Annotated in this window: 20 protein-coding genes; 5 read left to right on the top strand and 15 right to left on the bottom strand. The window is 67.0% G+C overall.

What is annotated here, in order from left to right; all coding sequences use genetic code 11:
* Positions 1 to 46: 46 nt before the first annotated feature.
* From G6N34_RS00925 to G6N34_RS00870, 12 genes are all read right to left on the bottom strand, one after another.
* A complete protein-coding gene (locus tag G6N34_RS00925) occupies positions 47 to 541 on the bottom strand; it encodes a mammalian cell entry protein (RefSeq protein WP_085153549.1) in 495 nt (164 codons plus the stop codon).
* Complete coding sequence (locus G6N34_RS00920) at positions 541 to 1248, bottom strand: Rv1363c family protein (protein WP_085153551.1); 708 nt, start codon at positions 1246 to 1248, stop codon at positions 541 to 543. Before G6N34_RS00920 ends, G6N34_RS00925 begins: the two co-directional genes overlap by 1 nt.
* Positions 1248 to 2954: an MCE family protein gene (locus tag G6N34_RS00915; RefSeq protein WP_085153553.1), complete on the bottom strand. Its 1707-nt coding sequence runs from the start codon at positions 2952 to 2954 to the stop codon at positions 1248 to 1250. The genes G6N34_RS00920 and G6N34_RS00915 overlap by 1 nt, the downstream gene beginning before the upstream one ends.
* A complete protein-coding gene (locus G6N34_RS00910; RefSeq protein ID WP_109788574.1) occupies positions 2954 to 4072 on the bottom strand; it encodes an MCE family protein in 1119 nt (372 codons plus the stop codon). Before G6N34_RS00910 ends, G6N34_RS00915 begins: the two co-directional genes overlap by 1 nt.
* A gap of 92 nt (positions 4073 to 4164) precedes the next feature.
* On the bottom strand, positions 4165 to 5589 hold the full coding sequence (locus tag G6N34_RS00905) for an MCE family protein (protein WP_085153558.1): 1425 nt from the start codon (positions 5587 to 5589) through the stop codon (positions 4165 to 4167).
* Positions 5586 to 6647 carry an MCE family protein gene (locus G6N34_RS00900; RefSeq protein WP_085153560.1) on the bottom strand — a complete coding sequence of 354 codons (1062 nt, stop codon included), beginning with the start codon at positions 6645 to 6647 and terminating at the stop codon, positions 5586 to 5588. Before G6N34_RS00900 ends, G6N34_RS00905 begins: the two co-directional genes overlap by 4 nt.
* The gene (locus tag G6N34_RS00895; RefSeq protein WP_085153562.1) at positions 6631 to 7671 is read right to left on the bottom strand and encodes an MCE family protein; all 1041 of its coding nucleotides are present in this window, start codon (positions 7669 to 7671) and stop codon (positions 6631 to 6633) included. The genes G6N34_RS00900 and G6N34_RS00895 overlap by 17 nt, the downstream gene beginning before the upstream one ends.
* On the bottom strand, positions 7671 to 8870 hold the full coding sequence (locus G6N34_RS00890; protein ID WP_085153564.1) for an MCE family protein: 1200 nt from the start codon (positions 8868 to 8870) through the stop codon (positions 7671 to 7673). Before G6N34_RS00890 ends, G6N34_RS00895 begins: the two co-directional genes overlap by 1 nt.
* Positions 8871 to 8876: 6 nt before the next feature.
* Entirely contained in the window at positions 8877 to 9731 is an 855-nt protein-coding gene (locus G6N34_RS00885; RefSeq protein WP_085153566.1) for an MlaE family ABC transporter permease, read from the bottom strand.
* A complete protein-coding gene (locus tag G6N34_RS00880) occupies positions 9728 to 10492 on the bottom strand; it encodes an MlaE family ABC transporter permease (protein ID WP_085153568.1) in 765 nt (254 codons plus the stop codon). Before G6N34_RS00880 ends, G6N34_RS00885 begins: the two co-directional genes overlap by 4 nt.
* A 285-nt stretch (positions 10493 to 10777) precedes the next feature.
* Positions 10778 to 11704: a 3-oxoacyl-ACP reductase gene (locus G6N34_RS00875; RefSeq protein ID WP_085153570.1), complete on the bottom strand. Its 927-nt coding sequence runs from the start codon at positions 11702 to 11704 to the stop codon at positions 10778 to 10780.
* Between the two features lie 12 nt (positions 11705 to 11716).
* Positions 11717 to 11908 carry a ferredoxin gene (locus G6N34_RS00870; RefSeq protein WP_085153572.1) on the bottom strand — a complete coding sequence of 64 codons (192 nt, stop codon included), beginning with the start codon at positions 11906 to 11908 and terminating at the stop codon, positions 11717 to 11719.
* 203 nt (positions 11909 to 12111) lie between these two features.
* Here G6N34_RS00870 and G6N34_RS00865 point away from each other — a divergent pair, with 203 nt between their 5' ends.
* Genes G6N34_RS00865 through fadD17 form a run of 3 tightly spaced genes read left to right on the top strand, consistent with a single transcriptional unit; the run spans position 12112 to position 15950 of the window.
* Complete coding sequence (locus G6N34_RS00865; protein WP_085153574.1) at positions 12112 to 13293, top strand: acyl-CoA dehydrogenase family protein; 1182 nt, start codon at positions 12112 to 12114, stop codon at positions 13291 to 13293.
* A gap of 17 nt (positions 13294 to 13310) precedes the next feature.
* Complete coding sequence (locus tag G6N34_RS00860) at positions 13311 to 14420, top strand: acyl-CoA dehydrogenase family protein (RefSeq protein WP_085153576.1); 1110 nt, start codon at positions 13311 to 13313, stop codon at positions 14418 to 14420.
* Positions 14421 to 14423: 3 nt separating this feature from the next.
* The gene (gene fadD17 / locus G6N34_RS00855) at positions 14424 to 15950 is read left to right on the top strand and encodes a long-chain-fatty-acid--CoA ligase FadD17 (protein ID WP_085153578.1); all 1527 of its coding nucleotides are present in this window, start codon (positions 14424 to 14426) and stop codon (positions 15948 to 15950) included.
* 83 nt (positions 15951 to 16033) lie between these two features.
* On the opposite strand, the gene G6N34_RS00850 is transcribed toward fadD17, so the two are convergent.
* The 3 genes from G6N34_RS00850 to G6N34_RS00840 form a co-directional block, all read right to left on the bottom strand.
* On the bottom strand, positions 16034 to 17590 hold the full coding sequence (locus tag G6N34_RS00850; protein ID WP_085153580.1) for an acetolactate synthase large subunit: 1557 nt from the start codon (positions 17588 to 17590) through the stop codon (positions 16034 to 16036).
* 113 nt (positions 17591 to 17703) lie between these two features.
* Complete coding sequence (locus G6N34_RS00845) at positions 17704 to 18825, bottom strand: NAD(P)H-dependent flavin oxidoreductase (RefSeq protein ID WP_085153582.1); 1122 nt, start codon at positions 18823 to 18825, stop codon at positions 17704 to 17706.
* Positions 18825 to 20477, bottom strand: coding sequence for a medium/long-chain-fatty-acid--CoA/3-oxocholest-4-en-26-oate--CoA ligase (locus G6N34_RS00840; RefSeq protein ID WP_085153584.1), 1653 nt, complete (start codon positions 20475 to 20477; stop codon positions 18825 to 18827). The genes G6N34_RS00845 and G6N34_RS00840 overlap by 1 nt, the downstream gene beginning before the upstream one ends.
* 68 nt (positions 20478 to 20545) lie before the next feature.
* Between G6N34_RS00840 and G6N34_RS00835 the strand changes: the two genes are divergently transcribed.
* Both G6N34_RS00835 and G6N34_RS00830 read left to right on the top strand, forming a co-directional pair.
* The gene (locus G6N34_RS00835; RefSeq protein ID WP_085153586.1) at positions 20546 to 21346 is read left to right on the top strand and encodes a crotonase/enoyl-CoA hydratase family protein; all 801 of its coding nucleotides are present in this window, start codon (positions 20546 to 20548) and stop codon (positions 21344 to 21346) included.
* A 331-nt stretch (positions 21347 to 21677) separates the two neighbouring features.
* Positions 21678 to 22343 carry a type IV toxin-antitoxin system AbiEi family antitoxin gene (locus G6N34_RS00830; protein ID WP_234812978.1) on the top strand — a complete coding sequence of 222 codons (666 nt, stop codon included), beginning with the start codon at positions 21678 to 21680 and terminating at the stop codon, positions 22341 to 22343.
* The last annotated feature ends 116 nt before the right edge of the window (positions 22344 to 22459 follow it).

The raw sequence follows: 22459 nt of genomic DNA, 5'->3' as shown, positions 1-22459 counted from the left end.
CTCGCCCAGAACACAAACCCCAGCGCGAGGGCGTTCTGGGACGCGCTCAGATGGGCTGGATGTACTGAATCAGCCACTTGCCGTCGACCTTCTGATAGTCGACGCGAAGGCGGCTGCCGTCGTAGGCGGGCTGTTTGGACTTATCGGTCACGGTGCGGTTCAGGTAGACCATCACTGAGCCCGAATTGCGCTGCGCCTCAAGCACACCGACGCCCACGACGCGGGCCTGGCTGATCACCTGACGCTCCCGGGCCTGCGGGATGATGTCCTTGGTCGCGCGGTCGACGAACTCCCGGCGGTACTCCGGCGTGAGCAGGTTGTAGGCGTCGGTGAGGCTGCGCTCGACGGTCTGGTAGTCGTATCCGAAGACCTGCGGGATCTGCTCGGCGGCAACGCGTTCCAGCTCCGACTGGGTGGCCTGTGCGCCCGTCGTCTCGACCCGGTTCCAGTACAGCCAGCCGACCACGCCCCCGAGGCCCACGATCGCCGCGACGACCAGCACCGACAGCGCGGTCACCGACAGACGTGCCCATCTGTTCATCAGTTGCCCCCGTCGGGGTACTTGAGGTCGTAACCCGTCATCCGGCCGTTGTCGTCCTCATGCACGATCACGCGCAGACGGTAGGCCTGCGACGGCTTGTTCACCCCGTCGATGTCGGTCACGGTGACCCGCACCGCGACCATCACCGAGGCGTTGTTCCGGTCCTCGTCGATGTCCTCGAGGGCCGCACCGTTGACGACCGCCTCGGAGGTGGCGTTGGTGTCGCGGAAGAGCGCCTTGAGGTTCTCGACGTTGTTGTTCTGGCTGATCATGTCCCGCAACGGGCCGCTGGTGCCGTCGACGAAGCGGTTGACGCTCTGCTCGATGGTGTCGGGCGTGTAGGTGAACATGTTGACCACGGTCTGCGACGCGGTGTCGACGTAACGCTGGTCCCGTTCGGCGAGCGCGTCCGCCCCCTGCTTCTGGTGGAACAGCACCGCGGCCACCCCGCCGAAGGCGGCGAGCAGCACGAGGGCCGCCACTGCGGCGATCAGTGTGGTCGTTCGGCGGTTGGGCTGTCTGCGCGGCGGCGGCGCGGCGGCGCGAGTCCACGATGAGGCCTGCGCCGGTGACGACTGCGCGGAGTCCACACGTGCGGTGACCACCGCCGGCGCGCTGTCCGGGGACGCCGGTCCCGCCGCGCGCGAGGCACGGCGTCTCGCCGGCTTCGGCGTCTTCTCGGACGTCGAAGTCGGAGATTCGGTCATTACACCTGCCTCGGATCGAGCATCAGATCGACCCAACTCTCAGCGGGCCGGTAATTCTCCGCGGCCGAGGTCAGCACACCCGTGCCACCGCCGTTGGGGTCGACGAACTTGCCGTTCTGATCATACGTGGCGTAAGAGGGCCCACTGGCCTGCGGCGCTGGGGCCTCAGCAGGCAGCTGTGCGTCGGCCGGTGGCGCGGGATCCGCAGGCGGCGCCACCGGCGGCGGCGCGTCTGCGGGCTGGCGCGCGTACGGCGGCACAACCTGGTCCTCGGGCGCGAAGAACGGCCACGGCGGCGGGGCGCCGTTGTCGTTCGGCGGCACCGGCAGCGGGAACGGCGCGTGCGGGGCCGGACCGGGGCCCGGCGGCACACCCGGCGGCAGCTGCACCACGGGCGGACCCGGGTCGTAGTCGGCGGCCGGCGGGATGTTCGGGAACTTGTTGGGCGGCGTGATGTTGCGTCCGTCCTGCACCGGCGTCCCGTACGGGATCGGCGGGCCGCGCCACGGGTTGCTGCCGATCGGGACGAATCCCTTCGGGTCGCGGCACAGCTGCACGGTCGGTGCCCGCTTACCCGGCACCTCCATGCACGGGTAGTTGCGCGCGCCGCGCACCACCGTCGGGTCATTCTGCGCGGTCTTGCAGTACAGGTCGTTGGGCAGTTCCCGGACCGTCTCGTCGGCCGGGGAACGGATCGTCGTGGCCGGTAGGAAGCCGACCTGGCACGGCGGCGGGTCGCCGAGGTCGATCTTGAAGTCCAGCTTGCCGCCCTCATCGGTCGGCACGCCGCCGGCGACCGTGATCAGGGCCGCGATCAGGGCCGGGAAGATGACCAGCGCCTGCTCGATCGACTTGTGATAGATCACGCCGACCCGACCGAGGTTGGCCAGGTTGGCGGCAAGCATCGGGAAGTCCGGGCGAATGCCGCTGAACGCCGTATTGGCCGCGTCTGCCGCACCCGGCGCGGTGGCCAGCACGCTGCGGAACTGCGGATCAGCGTTGTTGAACTGTGTCGTGACCCGCGCGAGGCCGTCGGCCAGCGACTTGATGTCGTCGCCCGCGCGGATCTGAGACTGCAGGAAGGGGCCGGCCTGGTCGATCAACTGGGTGGTCTGTCCGGCACTGGCGTTGGCCTCATCGATCAGCAGTCGCGTCGACTGGATCATTCGGGCCAGTTCCGGCCCGGACCCGTTGAACGCCTTGAACGCCTCCCGCAGGACGTCCTGCAGTCGACTGTTGCTGACGCTGTCCACCAGCGCGTTGGCCTGCCGCAGCAGGCTCGAGATGTCCTGGCCCACCGCGGTCCGGTCCTGGCCGATGCTGGCGCCGTTGCGCAGTTTCTCGGTCGTGGCCTCCGTACCCTCCGGCGGCACCAGGTCGATGTACTGCTCACCGACGGCCGAGACGCTCTTCACCGTCGCAGTGACGTTGTCGGGGACCGGGGTGTTGCTGTTGAGCCGCATCTGAGCGACCACGCCGTTGTCGGTGAGCCCCACCGACTCGACGCGCCCGATCGTCACGCCGCGGTAGGTGACGTTGGCGTTCTCGTAGATACCGCCGCCTGCGGAGAAGTTGGCGTCGATCTTGTAGGAGCCGATGCCCACCTTGGCCGGCAGATGCAGGTAGAACACCGCAATGGCGGTGACCGTGAGCACCGTGACGATCGAGAAGATCAACAGCTGGATCCGTGAGAGACGATCGATCATCAGCGCGGTCCCTTCTCACCGGGAACGTCACCTGCGGGGATCTTGAACGGATCGGCGGCCTGACCCGAGAGGTTGGCCATCTGCCCGGTCAGGAAGTCCGGCGGATTGAGGACCTCGCTCATATGCTTCATGTTCGGATCGAGCCCCGATGTGGTGAAGACCGACTCGCCCAGGCGCCGCAGCGTCAAGTCGAAGGTCGCGTACACGTTCAGATAGTCGCCACGGACCGCGTTGCGCATGTACCGGCGGTCGAAGGGGAAGGTCGGGATGAACGTCAAACCCGTGATCAGGTTGTCGGCGTTCTCCGCGAACGCCCGGATCACCGGATAGAGATCCTTGAAGTCCGCGGCGAAGTCGTCCTTGGTCTTGGACAGCACGTTGGCCGCGACGGTTCCCACCCGCCCCAACGCGGTCAGGGCGTCGACGATGTTGGCGCGGTTGCGGTTGAGCACCTCGAGCGCCTCTGGCAGCGTCTCGAGCGTGCGCCCCAGGCTGTCCCGGCTGTTGGCCAGGGTCGACGAAAGGCGGTTCAGACCATCCAACGCCGCAATGATGTCGTTGGTCTGCATTTGCAGCGAGTTGGTCAGCTCAGCCAGCTTGGGCATCAGGCCCGCGAAACTGCCGGCCCGGCCCGCCACCGCGGCGTAGGCCTCATCGGTGATGTCCTGCAGCGCACCGAGATTGCCCTTGTTGACCACGAAGCCCAGCGACGACAGCACCTCTTCGGTGGTCGGATAGCGGCCGGCCCGGCTCTCCGGAATGTTGGCGCCGTCGACCAGCCTTCCCTCGGCGGGTTCCCCGACCGGGGGCGCGAGTTCGATGTGCTGAGAACCCAACAGCGACGTCTGCGCGACACGCGCGATGGCGTTGGCGGGAAGTTCGACGTGCGAGTCGACCGAGAGCTTCACCGCGGCGAAGAACGTCCCGTCGGCGCGCTGGACCGCTTCGATCCCCGAGACGCTGCCCACCGTGACGTCGTCGACCAGCACTGGCGAGTTCTGCGGCAGGGTCGCGACGTCGGGAAGCTCCACAGTGACCGAATACGAGCCTGGGCCATGCCCTTTGGTGCCGGGCATGTTGATCGAGTTCAGCCCGCCGAACGAGCAACCCGCCAGCATAGTCGCGCTGACACCCAGCACAACGGCCCGGTGTCCACCCCTGCGCCACGCGACCACGTTCCCCGCCTTCGTTCGTCGTCCTCCGGTGACCATCAGCCACCACCTCCCGGTGCCGCCGCCGGCGCTGGCGGCGCCTCGGGTGCGGGACCCGGCGCGGGTCCGCTGCCGACGATGAAGGGCGGCCCGGGTGAGATCTGGCCAGGATCGGCGGCCGGGGGCAGAACCATGTCACCGAGCGTCGCGCCCGGCGGGATCGCCGGCGGTGTCACGCCCGGGGCGGGCTGCCATTGCAGGTAGGGCACCGGCGTCTGGGCCTTGGCCTCGGTCTCCGGGGTGTCGTAGATGATCTGACCCTTGTAGGCCGTGATGCTGTTGATCGGGTGGAACAGCAGGGGCGGGAAGTTCATCGTGATCCGGCGCAGCACCGGACCCATCCGCTGCTTGCAGATCTCGGCGCGCTTGATGTTGTCGCCGTTGGCGGTGGCGCCGGTGTCGAACGTGCCACCGCAGATGAACTGCACGGGGTTGGCGAAGTTCGGCAGAGACAGCACGCCGCCGACGGTGCCCTGCGCGGGGTTGTAGATGTTGTAGAAGTTCGCCAGGCCGTTCGGCGTGACGTGCAGGATCTGTTCGAGGTCGTCACTCTGGTTGGACATCAGCGACGTCAGCTCGGTCAGCTTGTTGACCGAACCGATCAGCGTCTCGTTGTTCTCGTCGAGGAACCCGCGCACGTCGCTCAGAGCCTGGTTGAGGGTGCCCAGGGTGGAGTCCAGGCCCGAGGTGCTCGCGGCGAGCACCTGAGACACCGACGCCACGTGGTTGGAGAACTGCACGATCTGTTCGTTGCTCTGCGACAGCGCGTTCACCAGAAGCTGCAGGTTCTTGACCGTCCCGAACAGGTCCGTGCGCGAGTCACCGAGTCGGCCCGCGGTCTGCGACAACTCCCGCAGCACGTCTCGGAACGAGTCGCCGTTCCCGTCGAACGTGGTGGCGGCCTGGTCGACGAACTCGGTCAGTGGCCCCTGCAGGCTGCCCTGCTCGGGGCCCAGTGTCTCCGACAGCTTGGAGAGTTCGGTTTTGACCTCGTCCCACTCCACCGGCACACCCGTGCGGTCCAGGCCGATGGTCGCGCCGTCGGCGAGCACCTGGGCGTTCGAGCCCGGCTCGTAGGCCGGGGTGAGCTGAATGAAGCGCGCCGCCACCAGATTCGGTGACACGACGATGGCCTGAGCGTCGGCGGGCACCACGACGTCGCCGGAGACCGACATCGTGATCTTGACGTCGGAGACCCGCGGTTCGATCGAGTCGATGGTGCCGACGGGGACACCGACCACCCGCACCTCGTCGCCCGGGTACAGACCCACCGCGGACGAGAAGTAGCCGATGACCTTGTAGGTGGACCGACCCGGCCACAGCACGTACAGGCCGACGGCCAGCGCGGCCACCAACGCGGTGACCAGGGCGATCAGCAGCCCACGATTGCGGTGCCAGGGCGTGGCAGTCTGGGTATCGGTCATGGTGACTTCGGCCTCAGGATGAGACGTTCGGCGATCATGCCCTTCAGGTAGTCGGAGAGGCTGTCAGGAAGCTTGCCGGGTTGGAAGTAGCTGTCCAGCAGGACTTCTGAGATCGTCGCCGGCGGCAGGCCGTACAGGTTGATCTGGAAGCCGGGCGCCGAGCCCACCACCTCACCGAGCGCGGTGGCGTAACCGGGCAGGCGCTTGAGGGCCTGGCTGATCTGCTCACGGCGGCTGTTGAGGTTGTCCAGGACCAGATTGAGCTTGGTCAGCGCCGGACCGAACTCCTTGCGGTTGTCGGCGACGAATCCCGAGATCTGCTGGGACACATCGTCGATTCCGGCAATCAGCGAGGACAGTGCGGCGCGGCGTTCGTCGAGCGCGGCGAAGAGTTGGTTGCCGTCGACGATCAGCTGGTTGACCTGCTTGGCGCGCTGTCCGAGCGTGTTGGTGACGGACCTGCTGTGCGCCAACAGCTCACCGAGGGCCTCGTCGCGCGCGTTGATGCTGCGCGACAGGTCGGCGATGCCGTCGAGGGCACCCCGCAACTGCGGTGTCGCCTCACGCAACGAGTCGGTCAGCGTGCGCAGCGCCTGCTCCAACTGGGGCTTGTCGAGTGCCGCGGTGTTGGCGCCGAGGTCCTGCAGGGCGGCGTTAAGGGTGTACGGGGTCGTGGTGCGCCCCAACGGGATTGTGGTCGCCTCGCCGCCACCGGCCGGTTTGACGTCGAGCGACTTCTGCCCGAGCACCGTGTCGGTCTTGATGGCGACCAGGGTCTGGTCCCCAACCTGGATTCCGCGGTCGACCGTGAAGCTGACCTTTGCGGCGTTGCCCGCCAGGCCGATCGATTCGACATGACCGACCTTGATGCCGGAGATGTTGACGTCGTTGCCCGGCGAGATGCCGCCGGCATCGCTGAAGTAGGCCTCGTAGGTCTTGCCCTGGGGCCAGAACGGCAGCTTGGTGTAGCCGAACGACACGAGGATCAGGCACACGACCACCACGATGCCGAAGACACCGGTCCGGACGGGATTGGACCCGTCAGTTGTCCTTGGCAGGAGAGCACCTCCCCTGAGACGGGTCCGGCGGTCCGCCGAACGGGATCAGGATGTCACTGCCCGCGGGTCCGTTGATCTTCAGTCGGACCGAGCAGTAATAGATGTTGAAGAACGAGCCGTAGGCGCCGAGTGCGTTGAGGCGCAGGTAGTTCTCGGCCAATGGGTCGAGGGTGTCGTTGACGTCCTGCTTGCGCTCGTCGAGCTTTGCGGCCAGCGGACGCAGATTCTCGATGACACCCTGGACCGGCCGGCGACTCTTGGCCAGCATGTCGGTGAGGTCCGCCTCGGCCGCCGCGAGCGGCGGAATGGCGTTGGCGATCGGATCCGCGTTCTGCGCGAGGCCGGTGATCAGCTGCTGCAGCTGATCGACACTCTTGTCGAACTGCGCACCCTTGTCGTCGACGGTCTTGATCACCGTGTTGAGGTTGCTGATGACGTCACCGATCAGTTGGTCACGCGCGGCCAGGTCGGTGGTGAAAGCACTTGTGCTCGACAGTGTCTCGGCAAGCGCGCCACCCTGGCCCTGGAGCATCTCGATGACCGCGTTGCTGACCTCGTTCACCTTGTTGCCGTCCAGGCCCTTGAGCACAGGACGCAGGCCACCCAGCAGCGCGTCGAGGTCGAGTGCGGGCTCGGTGTTGTCCAGGCCGATCGTGCCGCCGCCGGGGAGCTTCCTCAGTTCGCCTTGGCCGGAAGTGATTTCGAGGTACCGATCCCCCACCAGGTTCTCGTAACGGATCAGCGCCCGAGTCGAGGTGTAGAGCTGATACTTCTTGTTCACGTCGAACGTCACGTCGACGGTGTTGTCCTCGGCCAGCTTGATCGACTTGACCGTGCCGACCGGCACACCGGCGATGCGCACGTCCTGACCGCTCTTGAGCCGGGAGGCGTTCTCGAAGATCGCGTGATAAGTGTTGCCCGCCGCGAACCGGAACTCGCCGAACACCACCACCAGGCTGGCGGCCACCAGCAGCATGACGGTGGTGAACACGCCGACCTTGACCAGGGTTCCGTTCTCGCCCATCAGAAGTCATCTCGCTCGGCAAAGGCACCGTTGAACAGGAACTGCAGAGTCGACGGTGCGTCGAACTGCAACTCGGTGTTGGGCTGGAAGGGCACGTAGGCGTTGTCGGTCACCAGGAACGGCGCCCGGTACCAGGAGCCACCGAACTGCTTGCTCGGGATATCAGGCAGGCCACGGCAGTTGGGGCCACCGGTGGCGTTCACGATCGGCAGGCTCTCCGGGTAGGTGTACGCAGGCGAGCCGGGCAGGAAGTTCGACGACACGAACAGGCCCGGTCGGGTGCCACCGATGATGGGGCCGAACTTGGAGGCCGCGTCCACCATGGCCTCCAGCAGGCAGCCGAACACCGGTGAGTAGTCGCCCAGCACCTTGGCCGGGGCCCGGGCCCTCTGGATCGCCGCGATGTAGTCCTCGGCGGCGGGCGCAAGCGTGTCGTGGGCGTTGTTGGCCAACCCCGTCGCCGCGAGCAGGGTCGCGTTGAGGTTGTCCTGCTCGTCGATGATGGTCTGACTCAGCGCCGGTGCGCTGTCGAACACCCGCGCCAGATCTGGCGCGGCGTCGGCGTAGATGTTGGCCACGACCGCGGCCTGCTGAAAGTCGGACTGCAGCGTGGGCAGCTTGGGGTTGATCTGGTCCAGGTAGCCGTTCAGACCGGCCAGCGCCGCACCCAAGTTGTCACCGTTGCCGCGCAACCCGTCACCGAGTGCGGTCAGGGTGGCGTTGAGGTGGATCGGGTCGATTTTGTGGAGCACGTCGGTGAGCGTCTGGAACAGCGTGTTGACCTCGAGTTGCACGCTGGCGTCGTCGATCCTCGCGCCGGGTTGCATCCGGCCTTCGGGGTCCGTGGGCGTGAGGAACTCGACCGACTTGGCGCCGAACACCGTGTTGCCGGCGATCTGCACATCCGCGTTGGCCGGGATGTGGCGCAGTTGGCTGCTGTCGACGGCGAGGGTCAGCTTGGCGCGATCGCCCTCGTACTCGATCTTCTTGACCTTGCCGACCTGGATGCCGCGGTATTTCACCTTGGCGTCCTGCTCCATGACCAGGCCCGCGCGGGGTGAGATCACGGTGATCGCGTCGGTCGAGGTGAACGCGGCGGTGTAGCCGAGGTAGGTGAACACCGCGGCAGCCGCGATGATCGAACCGAGGATGGCCGCGGCCACCCTCACATGCGTGCGTTTCGCTTCGCCTTCTGCCATGTCGCGCTACCCGGAGAGGTTGAAGTTGCCGGACCCGCCGTACACGGCGAGTGAGATGAACAGCGTGATGACGACGACCACGATCAACGAGGTGCGCACCGCGTTGCCGACCGCGATGCCCACGCCGACCGGTCCGCCGGAGGCGTTGTAGCCGTAGTAGGTGTGCACGAGCATGACCGCGATAGACATCACGATCGCCTGCAGGAACGACCACAGCAGGTCACTGGGCACCAGGAAGGTGTTGAAGTAGTGGTCGTAGAGGCCCGCCGACTGACCGTTGATGAAGACTGTGGTGAACCGGGCCGCGAAGAACGCCGCCAGCACCGACAGCGAGTACAGCGGGATGATCGCGATCAGGCCGGCCATCAGGCGCGTGGACACCAGATAGGACACCGAGTGCACGGCCATCGACTCGACTGCGTCGATCTCCTCGGCCACTCGCATCGCGCCCAACTGGGCCGTGGTTCCGGCACCGATCGTGGCGGCCAGGGCGATCCCGGCGACGATCGGCGCAACCACACGCACGTTCAGGAACGCTGAGAGGAATCCGGTCAGGGCCTCGATGCCGATGTTGCCCAGCGACGAGTAACCCTGCACCGCGATGACACCACCGGAGGCCAGCGTCAGGAACGCCGCGACACCCACGGTGCCACCGATGATCGCCAGCGCGCCGGTGCCCATGGTCATCTCGGCGATGAGGCGGACGGTCTCGCGGCGGTACTTCCTCAGCGCGTTCGGGATGTAGCGCACCGACTCGCCGTAGAACAGCGCCTGCTCGCCGAACCCGTCGACCACCCGGGGCAGCCCCGCGACGAAACGGCGCAGGCGCAGTGTGGCGTCGTAACTGCTGAAGCCGCTCATCGCTCCAACACCCTCACGCCGATCGCGGTCATGATGACGTTGATGACGAACAGGCAGATAAAGGCGTAGACCACGGTTTCGTTGACCGCCACGCCCACACCCTTGGGGCCACCCTGCACGGTCAGCCCGCGATAGCAGCCGACGAGGCCGGCGACCACACCGAACAGCAGGGCCTTGACCTCAGCGAGCAGCAGTTCCGGCAGGCCGGTGAGCACGGTGAGGCCGTTGATGAATGCGCCGGGGTTGACGCCCTGCAGGAAGACTGAGAACACGTAGCCACCGGCGATGCCGATTGCGCACACCAGGCCGTTGAGGAGCAGCGCGACGAACGTCGAGGCGAGCACCCGGGGCACGACGAGTCGCTGGATCGGATCGATGCCGAGCACGCGCAACGCGTCGATCTCTTCGCGGATGGTGCGGGCGCCCAGATCGGCACAGATGGCCGTCGCGCCGGCGCCGGCCACCACGAGCACCGTGACCACGGGGCCCAACTGGGTGACGGTGCCGAATGCGGTGCCCGCGCCGGACAGGTCGGCGGCGCCGATCTCGCGCAACAGGATGTTCAGCGTGAATGCGACCAGCACGGTGAACGGAATCGAGACCAGCAGCGTCGGGATCAGCGAGACGCGGGCAATCATCCAGGTCTGGTCGAGGAACTCGCGAAACTGAAAGGGTCGCGCGAACATCGCCCGGAAGGTGTCGATCGACATCTCGAAGAAGCCGCCCACGGCCCGAGCCGGAACCGCGAGCTGTTCGATCAACCTCGGTCCCCTTCTCGTCCGGCGTAGTGCAGATGTACGAACTCTTGCCGCGTAATTGTTGCCTTGGCGAAGTATTTGCTGACTGCTGCTCGCGGTGCTTTCTCACCCGATTCGACCTTCGAACCTGTGAGATCGCCCATATTAAACTAGAACACGTTCCCAGTGTCAAAGAACGCAGAGATGAGACAGGAACGATATATCTGTCCAGGTCAAGGCATGTGTGACCTAGATCACCTTAGAACGTGTTCTAGTCTCGCCGGGCGCCCGCAACCCCTTTAGGAGCCGTCAATTATCGAGAAGCCCGACTGCGGAAAACATCCGCGACGGATCCCGATCGGCAAAGTAGGAGCCCACGGCCGAACCCAACGCTGCGGGGTCCCACGCGCCGCCCTCGGCGTCGAACCTCTCCTCGACTACCGGCGGCGCCACCAGCGCCACCGACGGCCCATAGACGATGAACACCTGGCCGTTGACGGCCTCGGCCGCAGGAGAGGCCAGGTAGTGCACCAGCGTCACGACATGCTCGGGTGACAGGCTGTCCACCTCACCCTCGGCCAGTTCCGGAGCCGACCCGAACGTCTCTGCGGTCATGGGCGTGCGCGCCCGAGGGCAGATCGCATTCGCCCGCACGCCGTAGCGGGCGAGCCCGCGGGCGGCCGACACCGTGAGAGCCGTGATGCCGGCCTTGGCTGCGCCGTAGTTGGCCTGACCGGGCGGGCCACCCAGTCCCGCCTCAGACGACGTGTTGACCAGACGTCCGTAGACGGTCCCGTCGCCCTCTTTGGCCTTGTCCCGCCAGTAGGTCGCGGCGTTGCGCGTCAGCAGGAAGTGACCGCGCAGATGCACCGCGATGACCGAGTCGAAGTCCTCGTCGGACATGTTGAACAGCATCCGGTCCCGGGTGATGCCCGCGTTGTTCACGACGATGTGCAGACCGCCGAGTCCGTCGGCGGTGGCGACCAGTTCGTCGGCCGTCGAGCGCGCACTGATGTCGCCGGCGACGGCCACACCCTTGCCTCCCGCGGCGATGATCTCGTCGATCACGTCGGAGGCGTCGAGTGCCTTGGCGATGTCGTTGACCACCACCGTCGCGCCGGCGCGGGCAAGGCCGACGGCCTCAGCCCGACCCAGGCCTGCCGCGGCGCCGGTGACGACCGCGACCTTCCCCGACAGATCGAGGGCACCCTGATCCTGCTTTACATTCGATGTCACTTATGAATACCTCTAGTCTCGGCGGTTCAGGGCGGCGCGGGGGCATTCGGCGATCGCCTGCTCGGCCAGGCCCTCCTGATCGGCGGGCACGACATCGACCTTCATCACGGCGTAATCGTCGTCGTCGAGGTCGAACAGGTCTGGCGCGATTCCCACGCATACCGCGTTGCCTTCACAGCGATCGCGGTCAACTTCGACTCGCATGAGCACTCTCCTCCCGCACTTCACGGCGCCGACGGACCAGCCGCCGACAGGGCTGGCCAACAGAATAGGACGTCTGCCGTGTCAAGCCAGTGTTGCACCGTTCTGGACCCCAAGACTAGAACGTGTTACAACGAGGTTGGTGCATGGGGCGAGCAGAGTCCCGCACAGATCGCAGAACAGCACCGGAGAAGTGAGGACGTTCGATGCGGATCGGCTACACCCCAGAGCAGGAGGAGCTGCGCCGCGAGCTGCGCGCCTACTTCACCAAGCTCATGACTCCGGAGCGGGCCGAGGCGCTGGCCTCCAACGACGGCGAAGTCGGGCGCGGCAACGTCTATCGCGAGACCGTTGCCCAGATGGGCAAGGACGGCTGGCTGACCCTGTCGTGGCCCAAGGAGTTCGGCGGACAGGCTCGTCCCCCGATGGACGGGCTGATCTTCAACGACGAGGCCGCGATCGCCAATGTGCCGGTGCCCTTCCTGACCATCAACAGCGTGGCGCCCACGATCATGGCGTACGGCACCGACGAACAGAAGAAGTTCTTCCTGCCCAAGATCGCCGCGGGTGACCTGCACTTCTCCATTGGATACTCGGAGCCCGGCGCGGGCACCGACTTGGCGGCGCTGCGCACGACGGCCGTCCGCGACGGCGACGACTACGTCATCAATGGCCAGAAGATGTGGACCAGCCTGATCGCCTACGCCGACTACGTATGGCTGGCCGTCCGCACCAATCCCGAAGCCAAGAAGCACCGCGGCATCTCGATGCTGATCGTGCCCACCACGGCCGAGGGCTTCTCCTGGACTCCGGTGCACACCATGTCCGGTGTCGACACCAGCGCCACCTACTACCAGGACGTGCGCGTGCCCGTGACCAACCTCGTGGGCGAGGAGAACGCGGGCTGGAAGCTCGTCACGAACCAGTTGAACCACGAGCGCGTCGCGCTGGTGTCGGCGCAGCCGATCTTCGTTGCGCTGGACGGTGTCCGCGACTGGGCACAGAACACCAAGGACGCACACGGCAATCGGCTCATCGACTCCGAGTGGGTGCAGCTGAACCTGGCGCGGGTGCACGCCAAGGCCGAAGTGCTCAAGCTGATCAACTGGGAACTCGCCTCTGCGGAGCACACCGCTCCCTCGCCGGCCGACGCCTCGGCCGCCAAGGTGTTCGGCACCGAACTGGCGACTGAGGCCTACCGGCTGCTGATGGAGGTGCTGGGCACCGCCGCCACACTGCGTCCCAACTCGCCCGGAGCACTCCTGCGCGGCCGCATCGAGCGCATGCACCGGTCGTGCCTGATCCTCACCTTCGGCGGCGGCACCAACGAGATCCAACGAGACATCATCGGCATGGTCGCACTCGGCCTGCCCCGCGTGAACCGCTGAGGGAGACGGGAACTTTCATGGATTTTTCAACCACTGAAGCGTCCGGCGACCTCGGCGGACTGGTCCGCACCATCACCGAGTCGGTGTGCACACCTGAGCGCCAGCGTGAACTCGACGGACTCCCACAGCGTTTCGACGAGACACTGTGGAGCAAGCTGATCGACGCCGACGTGCTGTCGGCCGCAGCGCCGGAGGTGCTCGGCGGAGGCGGTTACGGAGTGCTGGAGCAGACCGCGGTGCTCGAGGCACTGGGCCGTCAACTGGGCGCCGTCCCCTACCTCGAGTCCGTGGTGGTCGCGGCGGGCGCGCTGGCCGAATTCGGTGCGCAGGCGCTGCAGGAGGACTGGGGCAAACCCGCGGTCGCCGGAACCAAAGTGTTGACCCCCGCGCTCGTCGGGGTGATGGGCGAGGGGCCCGTGCGGGCCGCTGAAGACGGTACCGGCCACCGCCTGACCGGGAGCCGCACCCAGGTCGCGTTCGCACCCCTCGCCGACGCGTTCCTGGTGCCCGCCGAGACCGGTTCGGGGACAGCGGTGTTCGTGGTGACCAAGGACGATGCCGGGGTCACGGTGTCCACCTTGGACACCACAGGACACGGCAGCGTCGGTCATGTGGAACTGCAGGACGTGGCCGTCGGGCCCGACCGCCTGGTGGGCTCCGTCGAGCAGGGCGGCGCGGTGCTGGCGTGGCTGACCACCCGGCACCTGCTCGCGCTGTCGGCCCGCCAACTCGGAGTCTTGGACCGCGCACTCGAACTCACCTCGATCTACGCCCGGGAGCGCGAACAGTTCGACCGTCCCATCGGCAGCTTCCAGGCCGTGTCCGCACGCCTGGCCGACGGTTACATCGACATCAAGGGCCTGCGACTGACTCTCACCCAGGCCGCCTGGCGACTCTCGGAGGACCTGCCTGCCGACGTCGACGTGCGGACCGCCGCGTTCTGGGCCGCCGAGGCCGGGCATCGGGTCGCTCACACCGCAGTGCACGTGCACGGCGGCGTGGGAATCGACATGGACCACCCGATCCACCGGTACTTCCTGGCCGCCAAGCAGACCGAGTTCGCGCTCGGCAGCGCGACTGGTCAACTGCTGGCCATCGGCCGCGACCTGGCCGACACACCCGTCTGACCTGTGGCTGACCCGACCGTCTCACGCCTGCTGTCCGCACTGGCCGAGGTCGACGACCGCGGCGTGTACTCCGGGGACGATCCGCAGGCCGGCACCTCGTTCGTCAGTTGGCGCAACCACATTCGGGACGGCGCCGCACTTGCGGCGACGCTGCGGGATCGACTCGACCCCGCCCAACCCCCGCATGTGGGAGTGCTGCTCGGCAACACACCGTTCTTCAGCACCGTGCTGGTCGCTGCAGCGTTGTCGGGCATCGTGCCGGTGGGCCTGAACCCCACCCGCCGCGGTGCCGCACTGCAGCGTGACGCCGACTTGGCCGACTGCCAACTGGTGCTCGCCGACAGCAGCGCGCCCGAGGCGGGTGTCGGGATCGACACGGTGGATGTGGAATCCGACGCGTTCGCCGCCGAACTCGCCCGCCACCGAGACGCCGACGTCACGTTCCGCACCGCCGATCCTGACGACCTGTTCATGCTGATCTTCACCTCCGGCACGAGCGGCGACCCGAAGGCCGTGCGGTGCACGCACGAGAAGGTGGCGTTCCCCGGAATCATGCTGGCGGAGAGATTCGGTCTGGGCCCGGCCGACACCTGTTACCTGTCGATGCCGCTGTTCCACTCCAACGCGATCATGGCCGGCTGGGGTCCAGCCGTGGCGGCTGGCGCGTCAATTGCCCTGCGGCGCAGATTCTCCGCATCGCAGTTCTTCCCCGATGTTCGTCGCTTCGGTGCGACGTATGCCAACTATGTCGGCAAGCCGCTGTCCTACGTTCTGGCGACCCCGCCACAACCCGATGACGCCGACAACCCCCTGCGCGTCGCGTACGGCAACGAGGGTGCGCCGCGTGATTTGACCCGGTTCGCCGAACGCTTCGGAGTCCAGGTGGTCGACGGCTTCGGATCCAGCGAGGGTGGCGTCGCGATCGCGCGCACACCAGACACCCCGGAGGGTGCGCTCGGCCCACTGGTTAACGGTGTCGACATCATCGACGTCGACACGGGGAAGCCCTGCCCGCCCGGCCTGGTCGGTGAACTGGTGAACACCACGGGGCGTGGCCAGTTCCGCGGCTACTACAACGATCCCGACGCCGAGGCCGAGCGCCTTCGCGGCGGCGTGTACCACAGCGGCGACCTGGCCTACCGCGACGAGAACGGGTTCGCCCACTTCGCGGGCCGCCTTGGTGATTGGATGCGCGTAGACGGCGAGAACCTCGGCACCGCGCCCATCGAACGCATCCTGCTGCGGTTCTCCGGGGTGACCGAAGTGGCCGTGTACCCGATCCCCGATCCGGCCGTGGGTGATCAGGTGATGGCGGCCCTCGTGCTGGCCGACGGGGCACCCTTCGACATCGGCGAGTTCCACGAGTTCCTCAGTGCGCAGACCGATCTCGGCCCCAAGCAGTGGCCGTCGTTCGTCAGGGTCAGCTCCGCACTGCCCCGCACCGAAACCTTCAAGGTGCTCAAACGACAGTTGGCGGCCGAGGCCACCTCATGTCCCGACCCGGTGTACCCGATCACCCGACGGAGATGACGCGCTTCTCGGTGGCGCCCAGAACAAGGCTTGTCCAGAAGGCCGAGTAGTTTCGGCCCATCGCGTCAATCAGGTGCTGGGTTTCACCCGACGATCGACGGGATGACGGCCTCGATCAGGTGCGGTCCGGTTTCGGCGAAGGCCTCGGCGAGCGCAGCGGTCAGGTCCTCGGCCGTGGTGACGCGCCGGGCCGGGACTCCCATGCCCTCGGCGATCTTGACGAAATCAATTGCCGGACGGCCCAAGTCGAGAAGATCGAGTGCGCGCGGGCCGGGTGTGTCGGCATTCTCGGCGCCCACGCGCTGCAGTTCGATGCGCAGGATGTCATAGGCGCCGTTGTTGAGGATCACGGTCGTCACGTTCAGGTTCTCCCGGGCCTGGGTCCACAGCGCCGACACCGTGTACATCGCCGAACCGTCGGCCTGCAGCGACAGGATGGGCCGGTCCGGGGCGGCGATCGCGGCGCCGATGGCCGCGGGCATTCCGTAGCCGATGGCGCCACCGGTCAGCGTCAGCACGTCGTGCGCCGGCGCCCCGGCAGTGCTGGCCGCCAACATCACACCCGCGGTGTTGGATTCGTCGACGATGACCGTCCCCTCCGGCAGCATCGCACCCACAGCCGCGGCCACGGACACCGCGGTCAACGGTCCCGTCGGCAGCTCCGGGCGCGCCGCAGGCGCGAGGGCGGCGGTGGTGTCTGGAGCGAGTTCGTCGGCGAGGAGTTCGAGTGCCTCGGCGGCGCCCCGGTGGCCTGCCAGGGTGAGCGGGGCGCAGCCGTCGGGCACCAGGTCGCTGCGCTTACCCGGATAGGCGAAGAAGGACACCGGCGATCGGGCGCCGGCCAGGATCAGATGCTGTGTGCCCGCCAGTTGCGCCTCGGCAGCCTCGGCGAAGTAGGCGAGCCGGTCGACGGCCGGCACACCCGCGCCGCGCTCCAGCCTCGTCGGGAATGTCTCGCACAGCACACGGGCACCGGTGCGCTCGGCGATGCGCACCGCGGCCGACAGACCTGACGCGCGCGTGGCGTCGCCGCCGATCAGGATGACTGTGGGATCCCCAGACCGAAGCGCCTTCGCGGCGGCGCGCACGGCATCGGTGTCGACCTGCGGATCCGACGAGACCGGGCCGGGTTCTGCGGGGTCGCCGCCCTCGGACCACGACACGTCGGCGGGCAGGATCAGCGTGGCGATCTCTCCATTGCGGCTGGCCTCGATGGCGGCCGCAGCGTCGACGCCGACGTCGGCGACGCGTTGCGTTCGACGGACCCAGCCCGAAACCGTGCCCGCCACTGCGTCAATGTCGGATTCCAGTGGTGCGTCGTACTTCTTGTGGTGGGTCGCGTGGTCTCCGACGACTACGACCATCGGGACGTGCGCGCGCCGCGCGTTGTGCAGGTTGGCCAGGCCGTTGCCGAGTCCTGGGCCGAGATGCAGCAGGACCGCCGCGGGTTTGTCGGCCATCCGCGCGTAGCCGTCGGCGGCGCCGGTGGCCACGCCCTCGAAGAGGCCGAGCACACCGCGCATCGCGGGCACCCGGTCGAGGGCGGCCACGAAGTGCATCTCCGAGGTGCCCGGATTGGCGAAGCAGACGTCGACGTCGTGGTTCAGCAGACTGGCGAGGAGGGCTTGGGCACCGTTCACAGTCCCCATCCTGTCCCCTCACCACCCTCCCCTGGCCGCGAAACTGCTGCGAATGCGAAATTCCGAGAGTTATTTCGCATTCACAGCAGTCTCGGCGGAGCGCAGGAGGCGGGTCAGCTCTCGCGGATGCCGTCGAGGCGCTTGGTGGCGTCCTCGAAACCGCTCACCAGTTCGGCGATGATGTCGGCGACGGGGCGAATCTCGTTCATCCGGCCGACGATCTGTCCGACCGGCATGGCCACCGCGGTCGGGTCCTTCGACTCGCTCATCCGCTGATGGGCCTCGCTGACCAGGATGTTCTGCAGCGGCATGGGCAGCGGTTCGGGTGCGCCCTCGGCGTCCCACGCGTCGGTCCAGCGACTCTTGAGCAGGCGCGCGGGCTTGCCGGTGTAGATGCGACGGCGCACGGTGTCGGCCGACGTGGCGTTGAGCATGGCCTCCTGCACCACCGAGCGACCGGAGTCCAACCGCACGCCCAGGTCGTACTCGGCCGACGTCAGGAACGCCGAGCCCATCCAGACGCCCTGCGCGCCCAGCGCGAGCGCCGCGGCGACCTGGCGGCCCGTGCCGATGCCACCCGCGGCCAGCACGGGGGCCTTGCCGTCGAGCGCGTCGACGATCTCGGGCCACAGCACCATGGAACCGATCTCGCCAGTGTGTCCGCCGGCCTCATGCCCCTGCGCGACGACGATGTCGACACCGTTCTCCACATGGCGCAGAGCGTGTTTGGCGCTGCCCGCGAGCGCCGCCACCGGGACACCGGCCTGGTGTGCCTGGTCGATGACGTCCTTGGGCGGTGAACCCAGCGCGTTGGCGATGAGCTTGATCGGGTGCTTGAGCGCGACGTCGACGTGGCTGCGCGCCACCGAGTGCAGCCAGCCCAGGACGCCCTCGTTGCGGGCCTCGTCCTCGGCCAGGGGTGGCACACCGAGGTCGGCGAGCGTCTTGGCGACGAAGTCGCGGTGAGTCTGCGGGACCAGCTTGTTGATGTCGACGGCCGTGCCCTCGGTGGGCACCTTGGCGGGCATCACGATGTCGACGCCGTACGGCTTACCGTCGGTGTTGGCGTCCATCCACTGCAGGACCTCTTCGAGGTCGTCCGCGTCGTTGAACCGGACGCAGCCGAGCACGCCCAGTCCACCGGCCTTGCTGACCGCGGCCGCGACCTTCTCCGACGGCGTGAAGACGAAGATCGGGTATTCGATCCCGAACCTTTCCGTCAGTTCTGTTTTCATCAGGCTTTGGCTCCCACGTGGTTGGCATGCACTTCGTCTGCGGTCCGCTCCTCGGTGGTGTCCTTGGCCCATCGGTAGTCGGGCTTGCCCGCGGGTGACCGCTTGACCTCGTCGACCAGCCAAAGGCTGCGCGGCACTTTGTATCCCGCGATCTGAGTACGGGCGAAGGCATCGAGTTCGGCGAGCGTCGGGCGGGTGCCCTCACGCGGTTGCACGACGGCGGCGACATGTTGGCCGAACCGCTCGTCGGGCACGCCGACGACCAGTGCGTCGAACACGTCGGGGTGGCCCTTGAGCGCGGCCTCGACCTCTTCGGGGTAGATCTTCTCGCCGCCGCTGTTGATCGACACCGATCCGCGGCCGAGCATCGTCACGCTGCCGTCGGCCTCGACCTCGGCGTAGTCGCCCGGGATCGCGTAGCGCACGCCGTTGATCGTCTGGAACGTCTCGGCGGTCTTCTTCTCGTCCTTGTAGTAGCCGACGGGAATGTGGCCGCGCTTGGCGATGATGCCGCGCACCCCGGAACCAGGCTTGACCTCGTTGCCGTCCTCGTCGAGCACGACGGTGTTCTTGTCGATCGTGACACGGGGACCGCCGGTGTGCGACTCGCCCTTGGCCACGATGCTGGTGCCGCCGAATCCCGTCTCCGACGATCCGATCGAGTCGGTGATGATGCGGTTGGGCAGCAGTTCGAGGAACTTCTCCTTGAGGCTCGTGGAGAACAGCGCGGCCGTGCTGGCGAGCAGGAACAGCGACGACAGGTCGTACTCGTTACCGGCGTCCTGATGTGCCAGAAGGGCGTCCAGAAGCGGGCGGGCCATCGCGTCACCGGTGAAGAACAGCAGGTTCACCTTGTGCTCGTGGATCATCCGCCACACCTGATCGGCGTCGAACTCCGGTGCGAGCACGACGGTCTGGCCGGAGAACAGCGCCATCCAGGTGGCCGACTGCGTGGCACCGTGGATCATCGGCGGGATCGGCAGACGCACCATCGGCGCGTTCTCCTTGGCCTGCTTGGCCAGTCCGTACTCGTCGGCGATCGGCTCGCCCGTCGCAAAGTCGGTGCCGCCGAACAGGACTCGGTAGATGTCCTCATGGCGCCACATGACGCCCTTGGGGAAGCCCGTGGTGCCACCGGTGTAGAGCAGGTAGATGTCGTCCTCGCTGCGCGGGCCGAAGTCGCGGTCCGGCGAGGCCTGCGCCAGCGCGGCCTCGAACTCGACACCGCCGTAGCGCTGGTAGTCGTCGTCGGAGCCGTCCTCGACCACCAGGACGGTCTTGATGTTCGGAGTCTCCGGGAGCACGTTGGTCACGCGGTCGGCGTAGCGCCGCTCATGCACCAGCGCGACCATGTCGGAGTTCTCGAACAGGTACTTCAGCTCGCCCTCGACGTAGCGGAAGTTGACGTTGACGAGGATCGCGCCGGCTTTGACGATGCCGAGCATCGCGACGACGATCTCGATGCGGTTTCGGCAGTACAGGCCGACTTTGTCGTCCTTCTTGACGCCCTGGTCGATGAGGTAGTGCGCCAGGCGGTTGGCTTTCTCCTCGAGTTCGGCATAGGTCAGCTTCTGGTCGCCGCAGATGAGTGCGACACGGTCCGGCACGGCATCGATGGCATGCTCGGCGAGATCCGCGATGTTCAAGGCCATGGCCCTAAACTAGAACGTGTTACATTTCGTGACAAGTTTCTGGCAATGATGCAGGAAGGTGGGCCCCGGTGAGCGAGCCTGAAAAAGGACCCGACGCCCTCGTTGAACAGCGTGGACACACCCTGATCGTCACGTTGAACCGGCCGGAGGCCCGTAACGCTCTCTCGACTGAGATGCTCTCGATCATGGTCGAGGCGTGGGACCGCGTCGACAACGATCCGGACATCCGGACCTGCATCCTGACCGGGGCCGGCGGCTACTTCTGCGCGGGCATGGACCTCAAGTCCGCGACCAAGAAGCCGCCGGGAGATTCGTTCAAGGACGGCAGCTACGACCCGTCGCGCATCGACGGTCTGCTCAAGGGCCGGCGCCTGACCAAGCCGCTGATCGCGGCCGTCGAGGGTCCGGCGATCGCAGGCGGCACCGAGATCCTGCAGGGCACCGACATCCGCATCGCCGGTGAGAGCGCCAAGTTCGGCATCTCCGAAGCCAAGTGGAGCCTGTACCCGATGGGCGGGTCGGCGGTGCGCCTGGTGCGTCAGATTCCCTACACGATCGCGTGCGATCTGCTGCTCACCGGACGGCACATCACCGCGGCCGAGGCGCTGTCGTACGGCCTGATCGGCTATGTGGTGCCCGACGGTTCGGCGTTGGACAAGGCGCTGGAGATCGCCGAGGTGATCAACAACAACGGTCCGCTGGCCGTGCAGGCGATCCTGAAGACCATTCGCGAGACCGAGGGCATGCACGAGAACGAGGCGTTCAAGCCCGACACCGCCAACGGCATCCCGGTGTTCCTGTCCGATGACGCCAAGGAGGGCCCGTTGGCGTTCAAGGAGAAGCGGGCGCCGAACTTCAAGATGAAGTAGGGGCTTTCCCTGCCACCCCCAGTCTTGTGCGGAATTGCAGGCTTTTCGTCGAAAAAGCCTGCAATTCCGCACATTTTGCCCGCCTGTGGATGGCGGTCGGCCGGATTCCGCCGGGGCTGACACAGTGCGGGCATGCAGCAGTTCAATCGGCCCTTTCGCGCCTCCGAGGCCGTGGCCGCTGGCCTTGTCAACCGTGACGGCCTGCACCGACGGCACGTGCCGGTGTACCCGGGCGTGTGGGTGGGCCGCGACGTCGCAATGACTGCGAGCCGAAGCAGCGTGGCAGTGGTCGCGCCGAAAAGGCGTACTCGCGGGCCTGTCCGCCTCCGCGATGCACGGCGCCAAGTGGATCGACGCATCCGAACCCGCCGAACTCGCACACACCAACCGTCGCGCACCCGCAGGACTGGTGGTGCACACCGACACTCTGCTGCCGGGCGAGGTCGCCCGGAGGGCCGGCATGCGACTCACCACGCCAGAGCGCACCGTATTCGACCTCGGCCGTCGCCTCAAGGGGGTCGCCGCTGTGCAGCGGATCGACGCCCTCATGAACGCCACGCAGGTCAAGGCCGAGGACATCGAACCGCTGATCGCCGCGCACCCCCGCGCATGGGGCTTGGGCAAACTGTGTACGACCCTGCCGCTGGTCGACGGCGGCGCCGAGTCACCCTATGAGTCGCTGACTCGGTACCTGCTGGTGCAGCGCGGCTTTCCCAAACCGGAGACGCAGATCGTGGTGCTCGATGAGCACGGCGAGATCTTCGCGGTCCTCGACATGGGCTGGCGTGAGTACCAGGTGGGGGTCGACTTCGACGGTGCGCACCACTGGACCGACCCCCGGCAGCGCCGCAGGGACATCGAGAGGTACGGGTATCTGCCGGAGCTCGGCTGGATCGACGTCCGAGTCAATGCCGGGATCCTGCACAACCGCGTGGAGTGGCTCTACGATCGCGTGGGTGCGGCGCTGATCTCGCGGGGATGCCCCAAGACGTGGTGAAATGTGCGGAATTGTAGGCTTTTTCGTTGAAAGGCCTGCAATTTCGCACAGTTTGACGCCGGGAGGGTTGCCAAGCGACGGGAGGGGGCCAGCCGGGGACGACCCGTGGCGACGGG

The sequence above is a fragment of the Mycolicibacterium confluentis genome, from assembly GCF_010729895.1.
Classification (GTDB): domain Bacteria; phylum Actinomycetota; class Actinomycetes; order Mycobacteriales; family Mycobacteriaceae; genus Mycobacterium; species Mycobacterium confluentis.
This window is presented reverse-complemented; position numbering and strand designations above follow the sequence as displayed.

Bases quoted from the DNA above. Each gene is read 5' to 3' on its own strand.
- G6N34_RS00870 (WP_085153572.1), bottom strand. From the start codon at position 11,908: ATGCGAGTCGAAGTTGACCGCGATCGCTGTGAAGGCAACGCGGTATGC.
- G6N34_RS00885 (WP_085153566.1), bottom strand. From the start codon at position 9,731: ATGAGCGGCTTCAGCAGTTACGACGCCACACTGCGCCTGCGCCGTTTC.
- G6N34_RS00920 (WP_085153551.1), bottom strand. From the start codon at position 1,248: ATGACCGAATCTCCGACTTCGACGTCCGAGAAGACGCCGAAGCCGGCG.
- G6N34_RS00840 (WP_085153584.1), bottom strand. From the start codon at position 20,477: ATGGCCTTGAACATCGCGGATCTCGCCGAGCATGCCATCGATGCCGTG.
- G6N34_RS00910 (WP_109788574.1), bottom strand. From the start codon at position 4,072: ATGCTGGCGGGTTGCTCGTTCGGCGGGCTGAACTCGATCAACATGCCC.
- G6N34_RS00915 (WP_085153553.1), bottom strand. From the start codon at position 2,954: ATGATCGATCGTCTCTCACGGATCCAGCTGTTGATCTTCTCGATCGTC.
- G6N34_RS00890 (WP_085153564.1), bottom strand. From the start codon at position 8,870: ATGGCAGAAGGCGAAGCGAAACGCACGCATGTGAGGGTGGCCGCGGCC.
- G6N34_RS00925 (WP_085153549.1), bottom strand. From the start codon at position 541: ATGAACAGATGGGCACGTCTGTCGGTGACCGCGCTGTCGGTGCTGGTC.
- G6N34_RS00905 (WP_085153558.1), bottom strand. From the start codon at position 5,589: ATGACCGATACCCAGACTGCCACGCCCTGGCACCGCAATCGTGGGCTG.
- G6N34_RS00860 (WP_085153576.1), top strand. From the start codon at position 13,311: ATGGATTTTTCAACCACTGAAGCGTCCGGCGACCTCGGCGGACTGGTC.
- G6N34_RS00845 (WP_085153582.1), bottom strand. From the start codon at position 18,825: ATGAAAACAGAACTGACGGAAAGGTTCGGGATCGAATACCCGATCTTC.
- G6N34_RS00895 (WP_085153562.1), bottom strand. From the start codon at position 7,671: ATGGGCGAGAACGGAACCCTGGTCAAGGTCGGCGTGTTCACCACCGTC.
- G6N34_RS00865 (WP_085153574.1), top strand. From the start codon at position 12,112: ATGCGGATCGGCTACACCCCAGAGCAGGAGGAGCTGCGCCGCGAGCTG.
- G6N34_RS00830 (WP_234812978.1), top strand. From the start codon at position 21,678: ATGCACGGCGCCAAGTGGATCGACGCATCCGAACCCGCCGAACTCGCA.